Source organism: Xenorhabdus bakwenae (genome assembly GCF_030272115.1).
In the GTDB taxonomy this organism is placed as follows: Bacteria; Pseudomonadota; Gammaproteobacteria; order Enterobacterales; family Enterobacteriaceae; genus Xenorhabdus; species Xenorhabdus bakwenae.
This window is the reverse complement of record NZ_CP119194.1, coordinates 3722929-3743299: the sequence shown is the minus strand read 5'-3', so window position 1 is coordinate 3743299 and position 20371 is coordinate 3722929. Positions and strand designations below refer to the sequence as shown.

Annotated in this window: 23 protein-coding genes and 1 pseudogene; 22 read left to right on the top strand and 2 right to left on the bottom strand. The window is 43.7% G+C overall.

The window, feature by feature from the left end; genetic code table 11:
- The first annotated feature begins 130 nt into the window (after positions 1–130).
- The 22 genes and pseudogenes from PXH59_RS18585 to PXH59_RS18475 all read left to right on the top strand — a co-directional run bounded on the left by PXH59_RS18585 (position 131) and on the right by PXH59_RS18475 (position 16901).
- Positions 131–1360 (top strand): tyrosine-type recombinase/integrase, encoded by a 1230-nt coding sequence (locus PXH59_RS18585; protein WP_285809619.1) that lies wholly within the window; start codon positions 131–133, stop codon positions 1358–1360.
- Positions 1338–1562 (top strand): helix-turn-helix transcriptional regulator, encoded by a 225-nt coding sequence (locus tag PXH59_RS18580; RefSeq protein WP_285809617.1) that lies wholly within the window; start codon positions 1338–1340, stop codon positions 1560–1562. The genes PXH59_RS18585 and PXH59_RS18580 overlap by 23 nt, the downstream gene beginning before the upstream one ends.
- A 67-nt stretch (positions 1563–1629) precedes the next feature.
- Positions 1630–1911 (top strand): AlpA family phage regulatory protein, encoded by a 282-nt coding sequence (locus PXH59_RS18575; protein WP_285809615.1) that lies wholly within the window; start codon positions 1630–1632, stop codon positions 1909–1911.
- An 18-nt stretch (positions 1912–1929) separates the two neighbouring features.
- Positions 1930–2754, top strand: coding sequence for an antA/AntB antirepressor family protein (locus PXH59_RS18570; RefSeq protein WP_285809613.1), 825 nt, complete (start codon positions 1930–1932; stop codon positions 2752–2754).
- Complete coding sequence (locus PXH59_RS20290) at positions 2754–4013, top strand: hypothetical protein (protein WP_434223330.1); 1260 nt, start codon at positions 2754–2756, stop codon at positions 4011–4013. The genes PXH59_RS18570 and PXH59_RS20290 overlap by 1 nt, the downstream gene beginning before the upstream one ends.
- Positions 4010–4258, top strand: coding sequence for a hypothetical protein (locus tag PXH59_RS18555; protein WP_285809608.1), 249 nt, complete (start codon positions 4010–4012; stop codon positions 4256–4258). Before PXH59_RS20290 ends, PXH59_RS18555 begins: the two co-directional genes overlap by 4 nt.
- On the top strand, positions 4251–4421 hold the full coding sequence (locus PXH59_RS18550) for a DUF4222 domain-containing protein (RefSeq protein WP_285809607.1): 171 nt from the start codon (positions 4251–4253) through the stop codon (positions 4419–4421). Before PXH59_RS18555 ends, PXH59_RS18550 begins: the two co-directional genes overlap by 8 nt.
- A gap of 2 nt (positions 4422–4423) precedes the next feature.
- Positions 4424–4729: a hypothetical protein gene (locus PXH59_RS18545; protein ID WP_285809606.1), complete on the top strand. Its 306-nt coding sequence runs from the start codon at positions 4424–4426 to the stop codon at positions 4727–4729.
- A complete protein-coding gene (locus PXH59_RS18540) occupies positions 4723–6999 on the top strand; it encodes a DUF5906 domain-containing protein (protein ID WP_285809605.1) in 2277 nt (758 codons plus the stop codon). Before PXH59_RS18545 ends, PXH59_RS18540 begins: the two co-directional genes overlap by 7 nt.
- Before the next feature lie 180 nt (positions 7000–7179).
- Positions 7180–7401 (top strand): hypothetical protein, encoded by a 222-nt coding sequence (locus tag PXH59_RS18535; protein ID WP_285809604.1) that lies wholly within the window; start codon positions 7180–7182, stop codon positions 7399–7401.
- An 878-nt stretch (positions 7402–8279) separates the two neighbouring features.
- Complete coding sequence (locus PXH59_RS18530) at positions 8280–8750, top strand: hypothetical protein (protein ID WP_285809603.1); 471 nt, start codon at positions 8280–8282, stop codon at positions 8748–8750.
- Positions 8751–9439: 689 nt separating this feature from the next.
- A complete protein-coding gene (locus PXH59_RS18525) occupies positions 9440–10150 on the top strand; it encodes a tail fiber protein (RefSeq protein WP_285809602.1) in 711 nt (236 codons plus the stop codon).
- 2 nt (positions 10151–10152) lie between these two features.
- Positions 10153–10581 (top strand): tail fiber assembly protein, encoded by a 429-nt coding sequence (locus PXH59_RS18520; RefSeq protein WP_285809601.1) that lies wholly within the window; start codon positions 10153–10155, stop codon positions 10579–10581.
- A 391-nt stretch (positions 10582–10972) separates the two neighbouring features.
- Entirely contained in the window at positions 10973–11137 is a 165-nt protein-coding gene (locus tag PXH59_RS18515) for a hypothetical protein (RefSeq protein ID WP_285809599.1), read from the top strand.
- Between the two features lie 2 nt (positions 11138–11139).
- Entirely contained in the window at positions 11140–11850 is a 711-nt protein-coding gene (locus PXH59_RS18510) for a hypothetical protein (RefSeq protein ID WP_285809597.1), read from the top strand.
- Positions 11851–11862: 12 nt separating this feature from the next.
- A complete protein-coding gene (locus PXH59_RS18505) occupies positions 11863–12492 on the top strand; it encodes a hypothetical protein (RefSeq protein ID WP_285809596.1) in 630 nt (209 codons plus the stop codon).
- Positions 12493–12721: 229 nt separating this feature from the next.
- Positions 12722–12886: a hypothetical protein gene (locus PXH59_RS18500; protein WP_285809595.1), complete on the top strand. Its 165-nt coding sequence runs from the start codon at positions 12722–12724 to the stop codon at positions 12884–12886.
- Positions 12883–13443: a MerR family transcriptional regulator gene (locus tag PXH59_RS18495; protein WP_285809592.1), complete on the top strand. Its 561-nt coding sequence runs from the start codon at positions 12883–12885 to the stop codon at positions 13441–13443. Before PXH59_RS18500 ends, PXH59_RS18495 begins: the two co-directional genes overlap by 4 nt.
- A gap of 141 nt (positions 13444–13584) precedes the next feature.
- Positions 13585–13731 (top strand): annotated as a pseudogene (locus PXH59_RS18490) (ClpX C4-type zinc finger protein); the annotation flags it as partial.
- Between the two features lie 1746 nt (positions 13732–15477).
- Positions 15478–15759, top strand: coding sequence for a hypothetical protein (locus PXH59_RS18485; protein ID WP_285809590.1), 282 nt, complete (start codon positions 15478–15480; stop codon positions 15757–15759).
- Positions 15760–15837: 78 nt separating this feature from the next.
- On the top strand, positions 15838–16206 hold the full coding sequence (locus tag PXH59_RS18480) for an NIPSNAP family protein (protein WP_285809588.1): 369 nt from the start codon (positions 15838–15840) through the stop codon (positions 16204–16206).
- A 353-nt stretch (positions 16207–16559) separates the two neighbouring features.
- Positions 16560–16901 carry an EamA family transporter gene (locus tag PXH59_RS18475; RefSeq protein ID WP_285809586.1) on the top strand — a complete coding sequence of 114 codons (342 nt, stop codon included), beginning with the start codon at positions 16560–16562 and terminating at the stop codon, positions 16899–16901.
- Between the two features lie 103 nt (positions 16902–17004).
- Here PXH59_RS18475 and dnaJ read toward each other — a convergent pair whose 3' ends face one another.
- Together dnaJ and dnaK are read right to left on the bottom strand one after the other, a co-directional pair.
- The gene (gene dnaJ, locus PXH59_RS18470) at positions 17005–18138 is read right to left on the bottom strand and encodes a molecular chaperone DnaJ (RefSeq protein ID WP_285811823.1); all 1134 of its coding nucleotides are present in this window, start codon (positions 18136–18138) and stop codon (positions 17005–17007) included.
- Positions 18139–18237: 99 nt separating this feature from the next.
- On the bottom strand, positions 18238–20154 hold the full coding sequence (gene dnaK, locus PXH59_RS18465) for a molecular chaperone DnaK (RefSeq protein ID WP_285809584.1): 1917 nt from the start codon (positions 20152–20154) through the stop codon (positions 18238–18240).
- Positions 20155–20371: the final 217 nt, after the last annotated feature.

Sequence of the window (20371 nt, the reverse complement as noted above, 5' to 3'; positions counted from 1 at the left end):
ATGTTATTTATAACATTTTGAAAAACAAAATAATTTAATCTTTTTATGTCTTGGCGTTTTTTTATCTGTTCTGGCAGTTGCAGTACTCTGTGTATTGCAATGTGTATTGCAAATTGAGAGGAGGCAATGAATGGCCGTTAATAAGCTCAGTGATAAAAAACTCAAATCCTTGCATGGTAAATCAGTTGTAAAACAGCAGACGATAGCAGACGGCAGCGGATTATCAATTAGAGTAAGTAAACAGGGTACAATCAGCTTTGTGTTTTTCTACCGTTTGTATGGGCGTGAAAGTGCTCCGATATGGTTAACATTAGGTAAATACCCAGATTTGAGCCTTAAGGCAGCAAGAGAACGGAGAGACGAATGCAGAGCATGGTTAGCGGAAGGGAAAGACCCAAGAATTCAGATAAAAATAGCAAAAGAGGATGCTTTAAAACCCGTCACCGTAAAAGGGGCATTAGAATATTGGATTAATAATTATGCTGTCAATAAACGAAAAGCGACACCACAGATTAGGGGGTATTTATGCAAACATATTTATTCGGAGATCGGCGATATTCCATTAAATGAATGTTCATTAACTATGTGGATTAAATGTTTTGACAAGATAAAAATAAAATCACCTGTACAAGCTGGTGACATGTTAAGAATATCGCAACAGGCATTGAAATTTTGTCGGGTAAGAAAGTATGCAATCAGTCATGAGATTGATGATTTAAACGTTGAGGACGTTGGTAAAAGATCCAGTAAGAGAGATAGAGTTCTAACAGATGATGAATTACGTGATTTATGGTTTTATGTGAATAAAGAATATAATAACCACATTGTTTCGCATGAATATAGAATTATTTTTAGGTTTTTAATTATCTTTGGTTGCAGGATATCAGAGATATTATTATCAACATGGGATGAATGGGATTTATTAAATAATATCTGGAGAGTGCCACCTAAGCATAGTAAGAACGGCAAGGAAATAATTAGGCCGATACCGGATAGTTTTAAAAATTGGTTGCTTTTATTGCATAAATCAACAAAAAGCAGAGGCTATGTTATTGGATTCAGTATAAAGCAAGCTACAGCCAGTTCAGTGATTGGGGCGATATGGAAAAGATTAAATCATAAAGAAAATTGGACAGCTCACGATATGCGAAGAGTGCTTGCCACAAATTTAAGTGATAATAATTTTGAGCATAATGTGGTTGAGCAATTATTAGGCCATTCGTTAAGTGGAGTGGCTGGAATATATAATCGAAGCAAATACATTGAACAAAAGAGAAGTGCTCTCAACTGGTGGGCTGATTATTTAGATTCATTAATTGAAAAAGCGGAAATGAAAAATGATAAATATATTAACTCGTGAGGAACTGGAGGGATTAGATGGAATTGATAGGCTAATAAAAATGGAAGAGTGCGAATGGCTAACTTCATTAGATAGTCAATACATTCGCAAGCTTGAGAAAAAAGGGACGTTTCCACTGAAAATAAATATTGGTCCTAAAACCAAAGTCTATCGGTTGTCTGAAATTCAAGACTGGATAAAAGGTACTTGGAAGCCTGAATAAAGTGAAAACATTTTAATTAATACACTTTCCCCGCTCGCGGGTTTTTGTTTTTGGAGAATATCAAGCTATGACAATGAAATTTACTTCACCAACACCACAAGAAAGACAATCAATTTTAAATGAATATGGTGAGAGATATGATCGCAGAATCAGGGAAAAAGAATGTGAGCATCTTTCAAGTTTATCGCGTTCTCGTCGCTGGGTATTAGAAGAGGAAGAAAAGTTTCCTAAGCGTGTTCCGCTGGGGCGTAATTCCGTTTCATGGCTTCTGAGTGATGTTTTATGGTGGGTACGCAACCCGCCCACAGTAGAGAATGTAAATAACCCTTATAGCCGAAAATCAAATTAATTAAGACAGGGTAAAAATATGACATCTAAAAAGGTGGTCTTAAATGGTCAGGGACTTGCTCACTCTGAAAACAGCCAGAACGATATTAACGAATTATCTTTTGCTGAGATGTTGCCAATTATTCAAAGCAATATTAACGGGCAATTAGTGAATAGTGTAAGTGCGAAATCATTACATGAGGCATTAGGGGTGGGTCGTGATTTTTCGACTTGGATTGATGGGCGTATTGCTGAATATAGTTTTATTAAGGATGTTGATTTTTTCACCTTTGATTCCCCGGAACGGGGGAACCAAAGCGCAGAAAACGAACAATGGAGATCGAAGCGCGGGGGTGACAGACGCAGTAAAGATTATTTCCTATCTCTGAATATGGCCAAAGAACTTGGCATGGTTGAGCGTACCGAACAAGGCCGTTTAATCCGCCAGTATTTTATCAAGTGTGAGGAAGCGTTACACAAAGTAGCCCCAGCAGTAACCAAACAGCTACGAAATGAGCTGAAATCACGTTTAAAAGTAGCGAACTACTTTAAGCCCATGTGTTCAGCATTGGAACTGGCACGTATAGAGCAAGGTAAAACGACACTACCACGCCACTACACCAATGAATCAAATATGCTGAACCGTATTGTTCTGGCTGGATTAACAGCTAAACAGTGGGCGAAACAGCATGGTGTTATTGGTGAGCCTCGTGATGCGATGAGTGAGCTACAGCTTGAGCACCTTTCTTATCTGGAACAGACCAATACCACGCTGATTGAGTTAGGTATGGATTATCACGCCCGTAAGGACAAGCTGACAGGATTGTCTCAAAAGTGGCTAGCACAGCGCGTAGAGGCAAATTAATGAATACCTACCAAGTGAATGATTCCCTACTGGCTGGCTTCGGGGTCACTGAACCAATGACCTCGGCAAAATATTTTGCTCAGTACCATTCAGCGAAAAGTTTCGCTCAATCATCGGCTGAAATTTTAGCCGATGGGTATGAGAATATTTTCGCACACCCAAGTAACTCTTTGATGCTTCCATTCATCCTCACTTTGGGAACTGGAAATACTGGAATGTTTCCGGCGGTCAAAGTGACGGCCTCGAATAAATCAATGGGTTACCCAATAACTTTGGGTTGGTTGTTTCGTTATATGGATCAAGAACCTCACCTCTTTAAGAGGTTTGGTTTGAGCGCCGAAAATATCGGTATGCAAACAGGTGATTATTTGTACCGACGAATTTCGTCGATGCAAAATCCAATGCCCGAAAATCGGACTTTGGGCGTAACTCTTAGTTACTCGCAAATAACTTTGAGCGTAAATGATATTTGCTCACAAACTTTGAGCGGCAGTAATACTGACTCACAAACTTTGCGCGTATCTTTTAGCGACGCGCAAACTTTGCGACTGACAGTTAGTCAGTCACAAAAAGAAAAGGATAGCACGGCGAATGCTACCCTTTGGGATCACGCATATTTGCGTCATGAGATAAATCAGTTAGTTAAATTCTGGTCTTACTGCTCAGATGATGCTTTGGCTTTGCGTTTTTCTGATTTGAGTTTTCGTTCACATGCATCAATAACCCATGCTGAAAAATTAGCACTTGGATTAGAAAGTTTATTCACTTCCACACTATCGTTTATTTCTTCGATTAACTCATGTGGGAAGCGTATTCCCTTGTACCCTGATTTGTTGTTTTTGTGTCCTGTCGCCATATGCCTCATCTCAAAAAAGTGTTTTAACACTTATAAAGATACACCATCGAACAAATTTTCGAAAGTGTTTAAACAAAATCCTCTTGACGTGTTTAAACATTATGACGTAATGTATTTAAACACCTTCACTGATGTGATGGTAAAAATAACAACGCCCCGAAGTGCGGCAAACACTATCGAGGCGTCTAACCACAACGTAAAGGAGGCTTACGCTATGGATACCCCACAGCATAACCAAACTCGCCTTAAATTTACATTCCTAATTGCGTCAGGCACTCAGCGGCTGGTGGATATTCACCCGGTGCGCCTGATTACTGTACTGGCGGACAGCGAAGGAGAAGCCCGTCTGCTGGCTGGCATGTCCTCTCTGATATTTGTTTCCCGTCAGGGGGTGTTCGCATGAGCAAGCCTATCACTATTCATCAAGCCGTTGAAAAGGCGCAGCAACTCGAATTTATTAATCAGCTTATTGAGTCATACCCTCACCAAATACAGAGCAGTGAAATATCCGTTATATCTTCATTGATGGCGAAGCTATCCGGCGATATTGCTGTATTTCTGATTGAGGTAATCGCGGATGAGGAAGCTATTGATAACACTTCCTACTGTAGCGATATGTCTACCGTTCAGGGGGTGAACCATGCCTAACCCTGCCCCCCATGACTACTACACCCATAAGAACGGGGATACCGTTCAGGTGTTGTCAGTCGCCTTTAACCGCGTGACGTTTGTCCGTGAGGGTTACAACAACCCGTGCATCATGCCATTAAGCCGTTTCACTAAAGAATACACCTACGCAGGGAGAGCCTGATTATGTCTGATATCTATAACCACTTGGTACGCACCGATTTTAGAACGATGGGCACAGAGGAACTCAAAGATTTGTGTATGAATTCCGAAGCGGCATTCAGTGGTGTAATGGCGGCAACGTCTGCAATGGGGGAACTGGCTTTCCGGTCAGCAGACAACGAAAATTATGCTGATTGTCAGGCAAGAAAGAATTTACGCCGTATCGGTAAGGCGCTGATGTATTTACCGAGGATCGCCGAAGCCCTGAACGACACAGCGCAGCATGCGGATTTTGAAATCCATCACCGTGAGGGATTCCCAAAATGGTAAGCCATATTGATATTCGCACGGTGAAAGCAGCCGCGCAAGGGCAGTGGCAAGGATTGCTGTCTGCCTGTGGGGTAGATGTTCCGGCAAAGGGTAAGCATGGTGCTTGCCCAATATGTGGAGGCTCTGACCGCTTTCACTTCATGGATGACCACGGGAACGGTGACTGGCATTGTCGCCAGTGTGATAACCCGAATCATGGTGATGGCTTTGATTTACTGATGAGGGCTAAAGGGATAACGATCATTGAGGCGGTAAAGGCTGTTTCTGATGCGCTGGCACTCCCTTTGCCAGAACCCAAACCTGCCAGAAAGGAGGCTCTGAAATCAGAGGTTCCTTTGATAGCCGAAAAAATTAAAAAGCTGGTGGCTCAAACTACTTTCGGACAATCCGACTATTTGACCAGAAAGGGGCTGCCATGCCCCGAACAGCGATTGCTGAAAGACGGCTCTTTAGTCCTAGTCACTCAGGCACTGGACGGCACAATCACGGGTGCGCAGACCATCAAGCCAAATGGCGAAAAACGCCTTGTTGCAGGTACGCAGAAAAAGGGAAGTTTTATCCCCTTATCACCCATCACCGGAACACCGGACACTTTCATCATTACCGAGGGTTACGCTACCGCCTTAACGGTCAGCCAATTACATGAGGGCTTAGTACTGGCTGCGATTGATGAGGGTAATTTATCGACCGTTGCCGGGCTGGTGAGAGAACGGTGGCCAACAGCGAAAATCATTCTGGCGGCGGATAACGACTGGCACACACCGGGCGAACTGGACGACAAGGGCAAGCCCAAAAAGAACGTTGGTAAGGTTACGGCAGAGAAGACCGCCAAAGCGATCAACGGGTGGGTCACGTTACCGCCCACAGAACACAAAGCCGACTGGGACGATTATCGCCAGCAGAACGGCATTGAGGCAGCAAAGCAGGCATTCAGTAACGGGTTGTATCAGTATTATGTCGGGGCAGAACTAGATATGTATGAACTGGGTAGCGGTGAAGTGATTACAGGCACGGAATTAGCCTTGCTGGAGAAAATGAACAAAACCTATACACACATCACTATTGGGGGTAAGCATCGGGTTGTCAGCTTAAAACCATGTCAGGTGAACGGAGTAACACATGTTTTTGAGGAACTGACTCAGTTTAAAAACTACTTTCTGCATGAGGGGCGGATCGCCAAAAAGCTCTCATTGGGTGATGCCTGGCTAAAGTGGAAAGGTAAAAACTATAAACCTAATGGTGTAGGGTTTTATCCCGACCCGAAGCGATGCCCGAACAGCGTATATAACCTGTTCATGGGGCTGGCGGTCGACCCCGTAGAGGGAGATTGCAGCATTTACCTTAACCACATTAAGCAGGTCATTTGCGCGGGTGACGAACGAGCTTATCAGTATGTGCTTTCATGGCTGGCGCATTTGTTCCAGAAGCCGGATGAAAAGCCGTCGGTAGCGATTGCGATGAAATCTGTTCCGGGCACGGGAAAAGGGACACTCGTCAGGCCATTACTTGAAATATTGGGACAATACGGCGTACAGGTGAACGGCGCTGAACAGATCACGGCAAAGTTCAATTCAACGATGGCAAACAAGCTACTGGTTTTTGCTGATGAGGCCACGGTAGCAAAAGCCAGTGATGGGGAAAAGCTGCGTGGGATCATAAGTGAACCTACCTTTAACCTTGAGCGTAAAGGTATCGATGCTGAACCGATGGTAAACTTTTCACGCCTGATTTTTGCCAGCAACAGCACTCAGGCATTGAAAGCCGGTATCAGAGAACGGCGCTATCTGGTGTTAGAACCTGATGGCACAAAAGCACAGGATAAAACCTACTTCGATAACCTTTATCGGTGGCTGAATGATAACGGCGCAGCTAAGTTGCTTCATTATCTGCTGCATTACGATATCTCACACTTTGACCGCCACCGAGCACCACAGACCGAAGCGCTTAAGGAAGAGATTCTGTTCGGTCTGACCGGGCTGTATGCCTATTTGTACGCAGAACTAGCAAAAGATGGGCCGTTTCGGGGCATGGCAAGAATTCCCGTTAGTGAGCTTATCGATAGCTATCTGCTGTGGTGCAGGGAAAACAACGAGGATGAAACCGAACCCGCTGCGCGTCGGCGTGTGGGTAGCACAATGGTTAAAATGGGGCTGGATAGTTCAGGCAGACGAGGGCGGGGAATAGGTATTGTTTATGAGTTACCCAGTGTTAACGAATTGAGGGTTCGTTTTGCTCAAATGATAGGTATGGGGGTAAATGATGTTTTCTAAGCTAAAACAAAAAATAACTGTGTTATCTGTACCAGTTAACAATAAACATATATTTATCAGTATATTGAGTTGGTACAGTTATTTAAATATCTGTGCCATATCTGTACCACAACTGTACCTATTAAAGAGAGAAAGCCAGCCAGAAAGAAACCTTTCATTCCCTGGCAGGAGGTATCAGCCATGATGTCTACTCCTTTTTATGTCGTTAAAGCGGTATCCCCCACAACTGGGCAATGGCGTGTCTGGTTTGATGATGATGATAGCGATCTGGTGGTTGCATGGGCTGTGGTTGAAATCCAGAACCACAAAGAAGATCCCTGCGAGCTGATTTTGCCCTGTGTTGTCTGCAAGGGGTCGATTGAGCCAACAGACTTAGGTATCGATTTAAGGCAGGAGTTTTAATCGCAATGGTACAGATATGGACAGTTATTGACAGTTATTTTTCGTATCTGTACCAACTTAACATTATGATATTATTATAAAATATTGCAAGTGGTACAGATGGTACAGTTATTTTGCGATTTTTTCGGTAGAAGCTAAAAACGGTCACGCACTTAATATTTTCTTGAAATTGCGAGGTATGAAAATGAAGAAATCAGAAAAACAAAAATACATTTTAAATCTCATGGTTATTGCTTTAAATGAGGCAATAAAAAAGAATACATAGACCTTAACGGGCAATCCTCAAATAACCCGCAAGAAAAGAAGTTCAGGTATCAAGAACTGGTTATTTCTGGCAGGCGAACAATCATTAACTGGTTTGATGCTGGTCATGATGCGTTGCGGATTAGTGTATGGTGGGACTATCAGCCGGAAATGGTGCCAACGTGGAGGAAAAAATACATCAATGACTGGGAGCTAACAACAGCCACACCACAAGTAGCCAGACGATTTTTTAGGCACATATTGGGGCGTGTGGTAGCTGCTACCTTGAGAGGAAAACAGGAAAATTTATCATTGGAGCTGAGGGTGAACAATTTTTTGAAGTTTACGTCAATGAAGATTCTGTTTTTTACCTGAACAGTATTCCAACGGAAAAGCCGCAAAGATATAGCACTCATGGATGGATCAAGGAGTAAAAGCAGTAAAGACAAAACCGGAACGCTATAGCAGCCCAAAAGAGGTAGAATGCTTTCACCTCTGTTTTGCACATATACCTGCACCCTTTGCCACCTCTTCCGCTGGCAATGACTCATAGCAGCAAGAGGTGTGCTCAAAATAGAGACTTTAAAACAAGGGGTTAAGTTGTTTTGTCCGACCCCTTGCGCTCAAGTAACAGTTTGAAATACAGTGGATTTATTGCGTTTGTCCGGCACATAAATCAACCATTGGGATTTTCCCAACAGTTGGAAATAAAAATGCCACCACGGGATGTGATGACATGGGCGTGTTGGTGGTACGCTGTTCAAGTAATCTTAACTACCGATATACACAATGTTGATATATTAACAATTAAGGTACGAAGCCTTATGAACTTCAATACTAAAGTAAGAATATTTACTCTGATATATTTGGCAATTGCATGTGCTCTTGCTCTACCAGTAATTGTGTTTATCAGTGATATGATTATGGGTGGTGTTGTAATTGATTTAATAAAAAAAGAATACACTTTTTACGAATTCATTCTATTTAGATGGTGGCTATATACCAAACTTGCAGCAATTGGTGCAGTGCTAGGCTTTGTCTTTTGGTTCATCGAATACAGAAAATACCGATACCACGATGAGTTAGATAAATACTTCAAGCGCTGACTCGAATACCACCTCAAATCACCTGCTCTGAGATGATAATACCCCCCGATTTCAAAGCAGAAAAATCTGCCACTTTTAGCGGGTTTATCGAACAAAAATCAGGCTGATTGACCAACCAAAGTGAGGACCTCGACAATAGGTAGATCTGTTAAACGTACTGAGCTATTTATAACCAAGCCTCTTAAAGAGGTGGGCCGCTGAGATTGAACTCCTTAACCTCAAGTAACCCCTATAGTTAATTCATCCCTCCGTTTGAAACAGAAGCGTGCTGAATTAAAGGTGAGATATCCCATCTTTATCTAAGTCGTTGATTTAACTTATTTCCTGCATTGAGCGAGAATTCAATTAAATCAATGGGTTAAAATGGGTAATTATTCCATTTAACGTAACGTATTGATTTAACACAATTCTGTCACTGTGCCAGAGATTAAGGAAATCAAGGGGTTATAAAGACGGGGAATCCCGCTTTTAGTATGCTGAGTTTTATCAGTCATATGATAAATTCTATTAATTCCCTGCCTGTCATTTTATGTCATCCTGCTATCAAAACGTGCAACCTATCAAATAATAGTCAAGCTGCACTCTCCTGTATTGATGAACCCATTTATTGATGTTCACCGGCGGAGAAGTCTCCCACCGCCTTCATGTTACTTAGCAATGTGTATTGTTGATTAAATGAGGGAATAATTATGCAAGATAAAAAACCTGAAATACAAATCTTAGAAGATGATGGTCTTGTTGTCGTTCCGACTCCAGAATATGTTAAAGATTTAATTGAAGAACACGCCCAAAGCCGCAATCACCCAGATGCAACACTGCAAGATAAAGGATTTGTTATTCTGAGTAATGATGTAAGTGGTAGTGAAACGATGGCAGCAACACCAAAAGCTGTAAAAGCAGCCTATGATTTGGCGCATACTGCCAATCAATATGCTGATAATGCAAATGACAACGCCAATACTCGTTTAGCTAAAGATCAGAACGGTGCAGATATCTCTGATAAAGCAGAGTTTGTGAAGAGTCTTGGTTTATCGGAACTGGTTTATCGAACCATAGGAAATGGACCAGGACAGATTCCTGACATGTCATTTTTTAAACGATATGGAGATACTAAAAATGGATGGGTTCAGTACCCAAATGGATTAATTTATCAATGGGGTGTTACATCAACTGCAACAAATGACGAGATATATATAACATTTCCAATTCAGTTTAGTTCTGGGGTATCTATGGTCAGTGAGCACGATCATGGTGGAGGTACAACTAGGGCCATATGGCAAATAAATGATATCAGTTTGACAGGCTTTTTAGCAGTAAACCTAGGAGTGTTACAAAGAAGTTCAAGCACTTTTAATCCACCTTTTTTATCTGGGTGTCAATGGCATGCCTGGGGATTCTGATAATGACATATTTTTATAGTGCATTGCGTAATTCGTTTTATCCTGCATATATGAAAAAACATTATATCAACAGCGGTACATTTCCCGATGATGCATTGGAAGTATCAGAAGCATGTTTTATTGAATTTGCTATTAATTCTGCGCCGGTAAATAAATATCGAGTTGCAGGTGCCGATGGTTTACCTGTATGGGACAATATACCCCTGCCAACAATGAAACAATTGCAGGAAAGTGTTGAGAAAAAGAAGAAAGATCTCATGTATCAAGCCTCAAATATCATAGCTCCACTACAGGATGCCGTTGATTTAGATCTCGCTACAGATGAGGAAAAAGTAGCACTCATCGAATGGCGTAAATATAGGGTATTACTCAATCGAATTGATTGTTCCACTACTCCAGATATCGTATGGCCTAAACAACCAAAGGAATAACAAAGATATAGTAGTTGTATTGACCTAATATCAATCCAGACATGGATGTCTAATCAATCACCTCCGTCAATATCTCAAGCTCCCGATCCTCAACAGAACGAAGCTCACACCACGCTAAAACATAAAGATATTTGTCAGTATGTTATCCTCATGTTTCCAGCTTCATCACAGGGGCTTTACCTCATGAAAATAAGCCCCATATTAATAATTCACTCCTCGATTCCCTTTCATCAAATCTCTACTAAACCGGCGGCGTCTCATGGTGTTGCCGTTCCTTTCATGTTCATAATTAGTGCAATTCATAATGTTTCGTTATTTGCATCATTTATTTGATTTGTTGCATATATTGCAATAATATAGCTGTATAAATTATCAGCATTTGAGGTTAAATATGAAAGTCGATAACAAAGCTATCTTACTGACTCGTCAGCAAATGGACGCTTTACGTCAGATCCAGCAGGAAGAATACAGACGCTCAGAACTTGGCATTAAACCCACCCTTCACGAAGTCGCCCGTAAGCTGGTCGACAAGGCTTTATCACAGACAGGAAGATAACAATGGCAACTTACAGCATGTCGAATTTAATGGGATTGGGACGCTTCAAACGTAATACCTCCCGCAAAGAAACAACCCCCGCAGCAGACTTTAGTCACCTGTCAGCACGGGCTGATGATTCTGGACACTACACGACTGAGCCGGCACAGGAACTCGCTACAGATCTCATCACTGAGCAAGACGAACAGCCAGCCGCGCCGAAAAAACACAGCCGTGGTCATAATGTTGCTGTATCGGCAGAGGCAGAAAACAGCCCGGTACTTGCGGTGAAGTTGTTACGTGAAACAGACCTGTCATCGAAGAAGATTAAGGTGAAATTGCAGGAAGAACCGGAAGCCTTGTCCAAATACACCAGTAAGTATATGGAAGAGCACGATCCGTCATGGGAGTTTCTGGATGATGAAGAAAAGGCTTTCAAGGCAATGACATTTTCTGCTAATAACGGCGATGTCAACGGCTACAACCAAGCGAAGCATCACGCTGTCAAAGCACTCAAGAAGATGGAAGAGCCGATGACGAAAGCTGAAATACAAGCCTTGATGGAGAATACACGACAGATGATGAACCAAAGTAATCCGAACACCACGGACAATGTAGAAGCCCGTAAACAGGCCGATCAGGAATATCAGGAAGCGATAGCAAAAGCGGCGGAGAAACTGAGTGCGACGTATGCCAGAACGGGGATCAACCAGACGGGTTATAGCAACCGCTGACAAGGGGACAGCATGAGGTCTGACTTATACTCCTTTAGCCATCTACGCCCAGATGCAAACCGTGCCCGTGGTTATACCGGGCGTTATGTTTCTTGGCGCTCATTGGATGTTCCAGAACCACAGGAAGAGCACGCTACTGATACACACAGTAACGCCCACTGGATAGCCAGTAGTCAGGAGGCCAAGAACAATCCTGTCTATGCGCTGCACCTTATCGACAATCACACATCTCACGAATCTGCTATCGAAATGCTCAGTGAGAGCTATCGCCACCTTAGCCAATACACCACGCGCAAGATGGAAGCTGCCTGCTCAGGTTGGGAACTGCTAGACGATAAAGACAAGAATCAGGAAGCCTTCAACTACAGTATGAGAACCGATGATGCCAACGGTTATCGGGCCTCACTTCGGGCAGCCGGTGAGAAGCTGGAGCAATACATTGAGCCGATGACCGGGGATGAGATACAGGCATTAATCCAGAGGACGAGTGATTTTATGCATCGTAATAATCCTCATTCAGCAGAGAGTATTGCAGGACGTCAACGGCAAGAGAAAGAAGAGGAACGCAAGGCATATGAAGAACAGGAGAGACAGGGGCAGGCGTACAGGTGGCAGATGTTAGAGCTATATCGAGGCGAATAACTTTTCGGGTCCTTCCCAACGCATTGATATATCACGGGCATTGCGCGTCGTGTTTTTTCACTAGCTATGAGATTTCAAATTTGTTTTACACATTTGACACTTTTCCCCCGCAAACCCGCATTCCACCGTGGGATCACTTGACAAAAAAGTGTCAAGTCAGTGTCAAGTGTAAAGTCCCATTTGACACTTTACATTTGACACTCTGACCCGGCATTCAGGAAGCAAAACGATGACAAACACACCAGACATTGACGCGTTACCACAGACACAAAAATCTGACCAATGGCGTTCAACCATTGCGGAATTGACAACAAAGGATCTGCCTCGTTCGGAGCAAGCGAAAGCAAAGTTTCGCCCGCAATTAATCAAAACAGCCGGAGCACTCAAGCCATGAAAACCATGAGCATCTCAAAGTATGCGGAACATGCTGGCGTTACCCGTCAGACCATTTACGACTGGGCCAAACACCAGACCTTTCCACCCAGGGTGGGAAGATATATTAATGTTGAAGCGGTTGATGCATGGCGCAGGCAATATATTGATAGCACCGATCCCCGGGCAGAGAACGCGAAGAAAGACAGCCACTCAGAGGCTGAGTCTCTGGAGGTGCGTGCAAAGGCAGTTTATGACGAATTGCACGGCGGTAGTGTTCAGGTTCGCCCCATAGAAGAATCTAAAGCCATCAAAGAGCACTATCTGGCGGAACTGGTGAAACTGGAGCACAGCATCAAATCCGGTGAGGTATTGCCCTGGCAGGATATGGTGAACAAGGTTAGCGAGGAATACTCACGGATGCGTACCCGATTAATTGCGATAGCCCCTGAACATGGCCCCCGACTGAGGGCATTGGCGACAACATCCACTGATGCTGAATTCGTCGCCGCATTGCAGGAAATCATCTATGAGGCGATGGAGGAGTTAAGCCTTGATGATGAAGCCGCTACGGTGTGATAAAGGCTTATACGCCTGCCAGTAAGAAACAGTCCATACACACCACACAGCCAATGGGAGGGCTTGAAATTAAGCCGTCCCCTTTACCTTCTGCGTTTATCTTTTAGAATAGCGATAATTATTAACTATCAGGGTGTTGTTATGGCTGCAAATCCATATTGTTCATTTTGTGGTAAATCAGGAAACGAGGTCAAAGCACTAATCGCAGGTCCGGCTGTTCATATTTGTGACCAGTGCATCGACCTTTGTCAGGAAATTGTTTTAGAACACAAAAAAGTTAAAGAAGTTGAAACAGTAGATAAAAACGCCGCTGACCTGTATCGCTTTCTCTATGGCTCTGCCGGGGGAGCATTTGATCGGGCAGTAGTATGTCCTCATGCGATATTACAAGAACAAACTGGGCTTGATGAAGCGGAGATAAAAGCCGCTATAACTCTGCTGACAGAACGGCATATGCTACAGGTTATGCCCTATGGTAAAGATTGCTCAGTGTATCTGATGGACGGGGTTCCCGCAGAAACCAAGTTTAACGATTTAAGCCAGTCATACAGCATAAAAGCGAATGTGCTGGTAAGACCCAACCCAGAGATCAAGCTATTCTCATAGGCGGAATTTAGGTAACGCATTGATTTAATCTAATTCCCGCATGGTGCAGGAATTCCGGTTCTGAGCAGGAATTAAGTAATATCAAACAGTTAAAAGGGATTTTAAATCCCATTTAACGTAACTTACTGATTTTACTTATTTCCGGCACAGGGGCGGAGTTATTTAAAATCAATGAGTTAATCAACTATGGTGGAAATCCCTATAGTTGCCGTAGATGGTCAAAATCCTGACCATTAACTGTGGTGGAAATCGCCACAGTTGATTTATGAGCTGGGCAAATGCAATAAATATACATTATTTCAGTGCATTGCGTGGACATAACGAGCTGGGTAAAACGCATTAACCCTTTGTTTCTGTCTCGATCTTTTGCACACATCTTAAAGAGTTGTGCAAATTCTGTGAGTCAGCATGACTGACGCTCAAATTGTGAGTCAATATTATTTATGCACAAAGTTATTTGCGACTGACCAACTGTCAGTCACACCCAAAGTCCGATTATCGGATTTTGCATCGACAAATTTCGTCGGGACAAATGGTCACCAGTTTGCATACCGATATTTTCGGTGATCAAACTGAACCTCTTAAAGAGGTGTAGTTCTTGTTCCATGCAACGAGGTAATCAACTCAAAATAATTCGGTCAGTTGGACTATGACCAAACGCCAAATATGACTTCTGATTAAATATCAATAAGTTATTACCTAATCCCGAATTCTGGCTTTGCTCCGCTATCAGGCTGACAGTTAGTCCCTGAGTTACATACGGGATAATCCGGCATGTACATAAGCAAAAGGTATAGGGGAAATCACCATACCCAAGGTGGGATATCACACCTTTAAATCAGCGCACTTCTGTTTCAAACGGAGGCAGTGAAAATTAACCCGAACCCTTGCGCTCAAAATAGAGATCCAAAAACAATGAGTTAAGTCGTTTTGTCCAGCTCGTTATGTCCACGCAATGCACTGAAATAATGTATATTTATTGCATTTGCCCAGCACATAAATTAACCATAATTAACCATCACGGAAATTGTGATAGTTGGGTCAAAGTGACGTTCTCGGCAAAATCAATGAGTTAGTCAACTATGGTGGAAATCCCCATGGTTGCCACAGGTCATTGCTTCCGTGAGCGGTGGTACAGATATGGCGCAGTTATTGACAGTTATTTTTCGTATCTGTACCAACTTAACATTATGATATTATTATAAAATATTGCAAGTGGTACAGATGGTACAGTTATTTTGCGATTTTTTCGTTAGAGCGTGATTTTCGAAAAATCTCTATTGTGGAAATCACAACGCAGGAGGGCTTGAGTTTAAGCCGTCCTGTACAGGGTTACTTAATGTCACTGCATACGCATTACGTTCGCAGTTATGCAACCAACTGATTTTCATCATGATTGAAAAACCAACCATCTACAGGCGGTGGAAAATGGCACGAAAACCGAAGAAGAACGCCCCCTCGATAGTCGCTACGGTAACAGGGAAGGTTACCATCGCACCCAAGCGCATCAAGTGTCAGACAGGTAAAGTAATGGCAGTTGCCACCATGCAGGTACAGAGCGAGAAGCGCAGTGATTACCCGCTGCGTGTCGTTGGCTTTGATGAGGTGGCGCTGTCAGTGATGCTATTGCGGAAGGGTCAGGAAATCACAGTTACTGGGAAATCTTCTTACTGGCAGGGCTATCAGTTGGCGGTTTCTTCAATCGCTTAATAGCTATACGGCTGCCATATTTCCGGTATTATCCGCTATGCTCACATTATTAAGAATAACAATGCGTAAGGTGAATACATGGACAACAAGATCATCGAAATACTCCAGTACGAATTAAAAAAAGGAACCGGCAGTCAGTTTCATGAAATCATGGTAAATATCAGCGTTCCATTGCATCGCTCACAGGGGATTGATGTTATTAGTTTTGGTAGCTCCCAGCATGATCCAGATTGTTATTACCTTATCCGGGCATTTGAAGATATGGACGAACTGACGGTTATACAGGCCAGATTTTATAAAAGTGATGCATGGATAAATGGTCCTAGAACAGGGATTATTGAGAAAATTGATAAGAGTGTGAAAGCGGTTATCGAAATGCCTGTATCGGCATCAATGCTTTACGGACAGAGTAGCACCAGAGGAAATATCCCTCTTTACCCATTCTAAATTAGAAGAAGAGTTCAGCCAGCCCAAAACTATTGGGTAGCCTATTCACATAGATAGGCTGAACTATCAGTTAACTTCCTCTTTAACTGGTTCCGACGAAATACGCTGTAACCCCTCACAAGGTTGGTATGTTTAGCGTACTGACCTCTCACCACCGACGAGATTTATTGACCGTTCTCCAAATTAGCATCCTTAAAGCAAAACTACCTTACATAGTTCATCATCAAATCATTGTGTATTGCAATGTGTATTGCATACAGCAAATAAATAATAATCAGAACCCAATAAAATAGTTATAAATCAAACAAATGAACTAAATTTGCAATATTTACCGTGATGGTATTGGTTCCAGAGTGAGCGGTAATACCTTGGCTTATATCTTGTGGCTGTTTGCTATTAATGGTTGGGTCATGGGGGCGATGATGTATTGCAAATATTGGAGTACCGCCGGAAGGAAGCTTCACCAATATTGGAAACAGGGGCTATTGGGTGGGCTGATGCAAGTACTCAGCTATGGCATCGTGATTTGGGCGATGAGCCATGCCCCCATCGTGCTGGTTGCTGCATTACGCGAAACTAGCGTGTTATTTGCGATGTTATTGTCAGTTGTTATCTTGCGAGAGCCGTTTAGCAAAATGCGATTATTGGCTTGTATTGTGATTGTGGCTGGGGTGATTGCTACTAAGCTGGGGTAACTTCCCTTTAAAATTGAAGGTGGCTTAATAAATTAGAAATCCCGCCAGTACATTAGAAAAATAATCAGGCGGGATTTATCAGAGATCTCACAACAGCATTAAATTACTTGGTCAGATCATCAAAAAATTTCTTCACACCATCAAGGAAACTCTTGGAGCGAGGGCTATTGGTTTCACCGCTTTTCCCGCCAAAGGATTCGCCTAATTGACGCATTAATTCTTTTTGCTCTTCATTCAGTTTAACCGGTGTTTCTACGACGACACGGCACAGCAAATCGCCTTGAACACCACCACGGACGGATTTAACACCTTTACCTTTCATACGGAACAGCTTACCAGTCTGGGTTTCCGCAGGAATTTTCAGGCTGACGCGGCCATCAAGGGTTGGAACTTCAATTTCGCCACCCAATGCCGCCGTTGCGAAGTTGATCGGGACTTCACAATAGAGGTTGCTGCCATCACGCTCGAAGATATGGTGAGATTTGACTTGAACCTGAACGTACAAATCGCCGGATGGTGCACCGTGTTCACCGGCTTCACCTTCACCGCTTAAGCGAATGCGATCACCGGTGTCAACGCCGGCTGGAATTTTAACGGACAGTGTTTTGTATTTTTCAACGCGACCATGTCCATGACATTTACCGCAAGGCTCTTTGATGATTTTTCCGCGCCCGTGACATTGAGGACAAGGCTGTTGGACTGCGAAGAACCCCTGGCGCATTTGTACCTGGCCTGCACCGTGACAGGTTGGACAGGTTTCTGGGCTGGTGCCCGCTTTGGCGCCGCTACCATGGCAGGTATCGCAAAATTCCAGAGTTGGAATGCGGATCTCTTTGGTCACACCACGGACAGCTTCTTCCAGGGTTAATTCCATGCTGTAACGCAGGTCTGAACCACGACTAGGACGCTGTTGACGACGGCCACCCCCGAAAATATCTCCGAAAACGTCACCAAAGATATCGCTAAAGTCAGCTCCACCACCCGCGCCACCGCCCATGCCACCCTGTTCAAAGGCAGCGTGACCATATTGGTCATAAGCGGCACGTTTCTGAGGATCTGTCAGGATCTCATACGCTTCTTTAATTTCTTTGAATTTACTTTCTGATCCTTTATCTCCCTGATTACGGTCAGGGTGATGTTTCATTGCCAGCCGTTTATAGGCTTTTTTGATCTCTTTTTCATCTGCGGTTTTGGAAACGCCCAAAACTTCGTAATAATCTTTTTTTTGCCATCGTATTGTCTACCCTTAACACGCACGCACGGGCGTGGAGTTACCTCAACGCCCGTGCCAGTTAACAAGTAACAGGCGCCCTGTTACTTTGCCCGCTAAGGGCTATTATTTTTTGTCTTTAACTTCTTCGAACTCAGCGTCTACAACGTCGTCATCTTTCTTTGCGTTGCTTGTGCCTGCATCGGCAGCACCAGCACCAGCCTGGGCTTGCTGTTGGGCAATTTCCAGGAGTTTCTGAGAGGCTTCAACCAGAGCTTGGATCTTCGCTTCGATTTGAGCTTTGTCTTCGCTTTTCGCCGCCGTTTCCAGTTCAGAAGTTGCTTTCTCGATTGCTGCTTTATCGTCCTCTGTCAGCTTGTCGCCTGCTTCTTCAACTTGCTTACGGGTGCCGTGGATCAGTTGGTCAGCCTGGTTACGAATCTGAACCAGCTCTTCAAACTTACGGTCAGCTTCTGCGTTTGCTTCTGCATCACGTACCATCTGCTGGATTTCCTCTTCATTCAGACCAGAAGATGCTTTGATGGTGATGTTCTGCTCACGACCTGAGTTTTTGTCTTTCGCAGAAACGTGCAGGATGCCGTCAGCATCAATATCGAAAGTTACTTCGATCTGCGGAGTACCGCGCAATGCTGGCTGAATACCATCCAGATTGAACTGACCCAGAGATTTGTTATCACCGGCACGCTTACGTTCACCTTGCAGTACGTGGATCGTTACCGCAGATTGGTTGTCTTCCGCTGTAGAGAACACTTGACTATGTTTAGTTGGAATAGTGGTGTTCTTAGTGATCAGGGAAGTCATCACGCCGCCCATGGTTTCGATACCCAGAGACAGTGGAGTGACGTCCAGCAGCAGAACATCTTTCACTTCACCGGCCAGTACACCGCCCTGAACCGCTGCACCCATTGCAACTGCTTCGTCTGGGTTCACGTCTTTACGTGGCTCTTGGCCGAAGAAATCGGCAACGGCTTTCTGCACCAGTGGCATACGAGTCTGACCACCAACCAGAATCACATCCTGAACGTCAGTGACAGACAGGCCGGCGTCATTCAGTGCAACTTTCAACGGCTCGATAGAACGTTTAACCAGGTCTTCAACCAGAGATTCCAGTTTTGCACGGGTAACTTTAATGTTCATGTGCTTAGGACCGGTCGCATCCGCTGTGATGTATGGCAGGTTTACGTCAGTCTGTTGTGCAGAAGAAAGTTCGATTTTCGCTTTTTCTGCTGCTTCTTTCAGACGCTGCATTGCCAGTGGGTCATTACGCAGGTCGATGCCTTGTTCTTTCTTAAATTCGTCAACCAGATAGTTGATCATGCGGTTGTCGAAGTCTTCACCACCCAAGTGGGTATCACCATTGGTCGCCAGAACTTCATACGTTTTTTCGCCATCAACTTCATCGATTTCAATGATAGAGATATCGAAAGTACCGCCACCCAGGTCATAAACCGCGATGGTGCGGTTACCCACTTCTTTATCCAGACCGTAAGCCAGCGCAGCAGCAGTTGGTTCGTTGATGATACGCTTAACTTCCAGACCCGCGATACGGCCAGCATCTTTAGTTGCCTGACGTTGTGCATCGTTGAAGTAGGCTGGAACAGTGATAACCGCTTCGGTTACTGGTTCACCCAGATAGTCTTCCGCTGTTTTCTTCATTTTTTTCAGAACTTCAGCAGAAATCTGAGGGGGTGCCATTTTCTGGCCTTTCACTTCCAGCCATGCATCACCGTTATCCGCCGCCATGATTTTGTATGGCATGATAGCGACGTCACGCTGCACTTCTTCGTCCTGAAAACGACGGCCAATCAAACGCTTAATGGCGAACAACGTGTTTTGCGGGTTAGTAACAGCCTGACGTTTAGCTGGTTGACCAACCAGAGTTTCACCATCCTGAGTATATGCGATGATAGAAGGAGTGGTACGATCACCTTCACTGTTTTCCAGCACACGAGTGGTTGTGCCGTCCATAATTGCTACACAAGAATTGGTAGTTCCCAAGTCGATACCAATGATTTTACCCATCTAAACGCCTCCACAAAGAATTCATATATTCGGTCAAGTTACTAAGCTATATGAGGATGAATGTCTGCTTTTCAATGGCGTTGTTCGCCAGAAATTCCTCATTTTGTTTTCCAGCTAATGCCGAAATATTCAGTAGTAACTGTAGTTGAGACTTAGATGGGGTCATTCATCTCATCATCAAGGGGAGAATTGAAAAAAAAATTGAGATTTAATAAAA

Bases quoted from the DNA above. Each gene is read 5' to 3' on its own strand.
- PXH59_RS18585 (WP_285809619.1), top strand. From the start codon at position 131: ATGGCCGTTAATAAGCTCAGTGATAAAAAACTCAAATCCTTGCATGGT.
- PXH59_RS18580 (WP_285809617.1), top strand. From the start codon at position 1,338: ATGATAAATATATTAACTCGTGAGGAACTGGAGGGATTAGATGGAATT.
- PXH59_RS18575 (WP_285809615.1), top strand. From the start codon at position 1,630: ATGACAATGAAATTTACTTCACCAACACCACAAGAAAGACAATCAATT.
- PXH59_RS18570 (WP_285809613.1), top strand. From the start codon at position 1,930: ATGACATCTAAAAAGGTGGTCTTAAATGGTCAGGGACTTGCTCACTCT.
- PXH59_RS20290 (WP_434223330.1), top strand. From the start codon at position 2,754: ATGAATACCTACCAAGTGAATGATTCCCTACTGGCTGGCTTCGGGGTC.
- PXH59_RS18555 (WP_285809608.1), top strand. From the start codon at position 4,010: ATGAGCAAGCCTATCACTATTCATCAAGCCGTTGAAAAGGCGCAGCAA.
- PXH59_RS18550 (WP_285809607.1), top strand. From the start codon at position 4,251: ATGCCTAACCCTGCCCCCCATGACTACTACACCCATAAGAACGGGGAT.
- PXH59_RS18545 (WP_285809606.1), top strand. From the start codon at position 4,424: ATGTCTGATATCTATAACCACTTGGTACGCACCGATTTTAGAACGATG.
- PXH59_RS18540 (WP_285809605.1), top strand. From the start codon at position 4,723: ATGGTAAGCCATATTGATATTCGCACGGTGAAAGCAGCCGCGCAAGGG.
- PXH59_RS18535 (WP_285809604.1), top strand. From the start codon at position 7,180: ATGATGTCTACTCCTTTTTATGTCGTTAAAGCGGTATCCCCCACAACT.
- PXH59_RS18525 (WP_285809602.1), top strand. From the start codon at position 9,440: ATGCAAGATAAAAAACCTGAAATACAAATCTTAGAAGATGATGGTCTT.
- PXH59_RS18520 (WP_285809601.1), top strand. From the start codon at position 10,153: ATGACATATTTTTATAGTGCATTGCGTAATTCGTTTTATCCTGCATAT.
- PXH59_RS18515 (WP_285809599.1), top strand. From the start codon at position 10,973: ATGAAAGTCGATAACAAAGCTATCTTACTGACTCGTCAGCAAATGGAC.
- PXH59_RS18510 (WP_285809597.1), top strand. From the start codon at position 11,140: ATGGCAACTTACAGCATGTCGAATTTAATGGGATTGGGACGCTTCAAA.
- PXH59_RS18505 (WP_285809596.1), top strand. From the start codon at position 11,863: ATGAGGTCTGACTTATACTCCTTTAGCCATCTACGCCCAGATGCAAAC.
- PXH59_RS18500 (WP_285809595.1), top strand. From the start codon at position 12,722: ATGACAAACACACCAGACATTGACGCGTTACCACAGACACAAAAATCT.
- PXH59_RS18495 (WP_285809592.1), top strand. From the start codon at position 12,883: ATGAAAACCATGAGCATCTCAAAGTATGCGGAACATGCTGGCGTTACC.
- PXH59_RS18485 (WP_285809590.1), top strand. From the start codon at position 15,478: ATGGCACGAAAACCGAAGAAGAACGCCCCCTCGATAGTCGCTACGGTA.
- PXH59_RS18480 (WP_285809588.1), top strand. From the start codon at position 15,838: ATGGACAACAAGATCATCGAAATACTCCAGTACGAATTAAAAAAAGGA.
- dnaK (WP_285809584.1), bottom strand. From the start codon at position 20,154: ATGGGTAAAATCATTGGTATCGACTTGGGAACTACCAATTCTTGTGTA.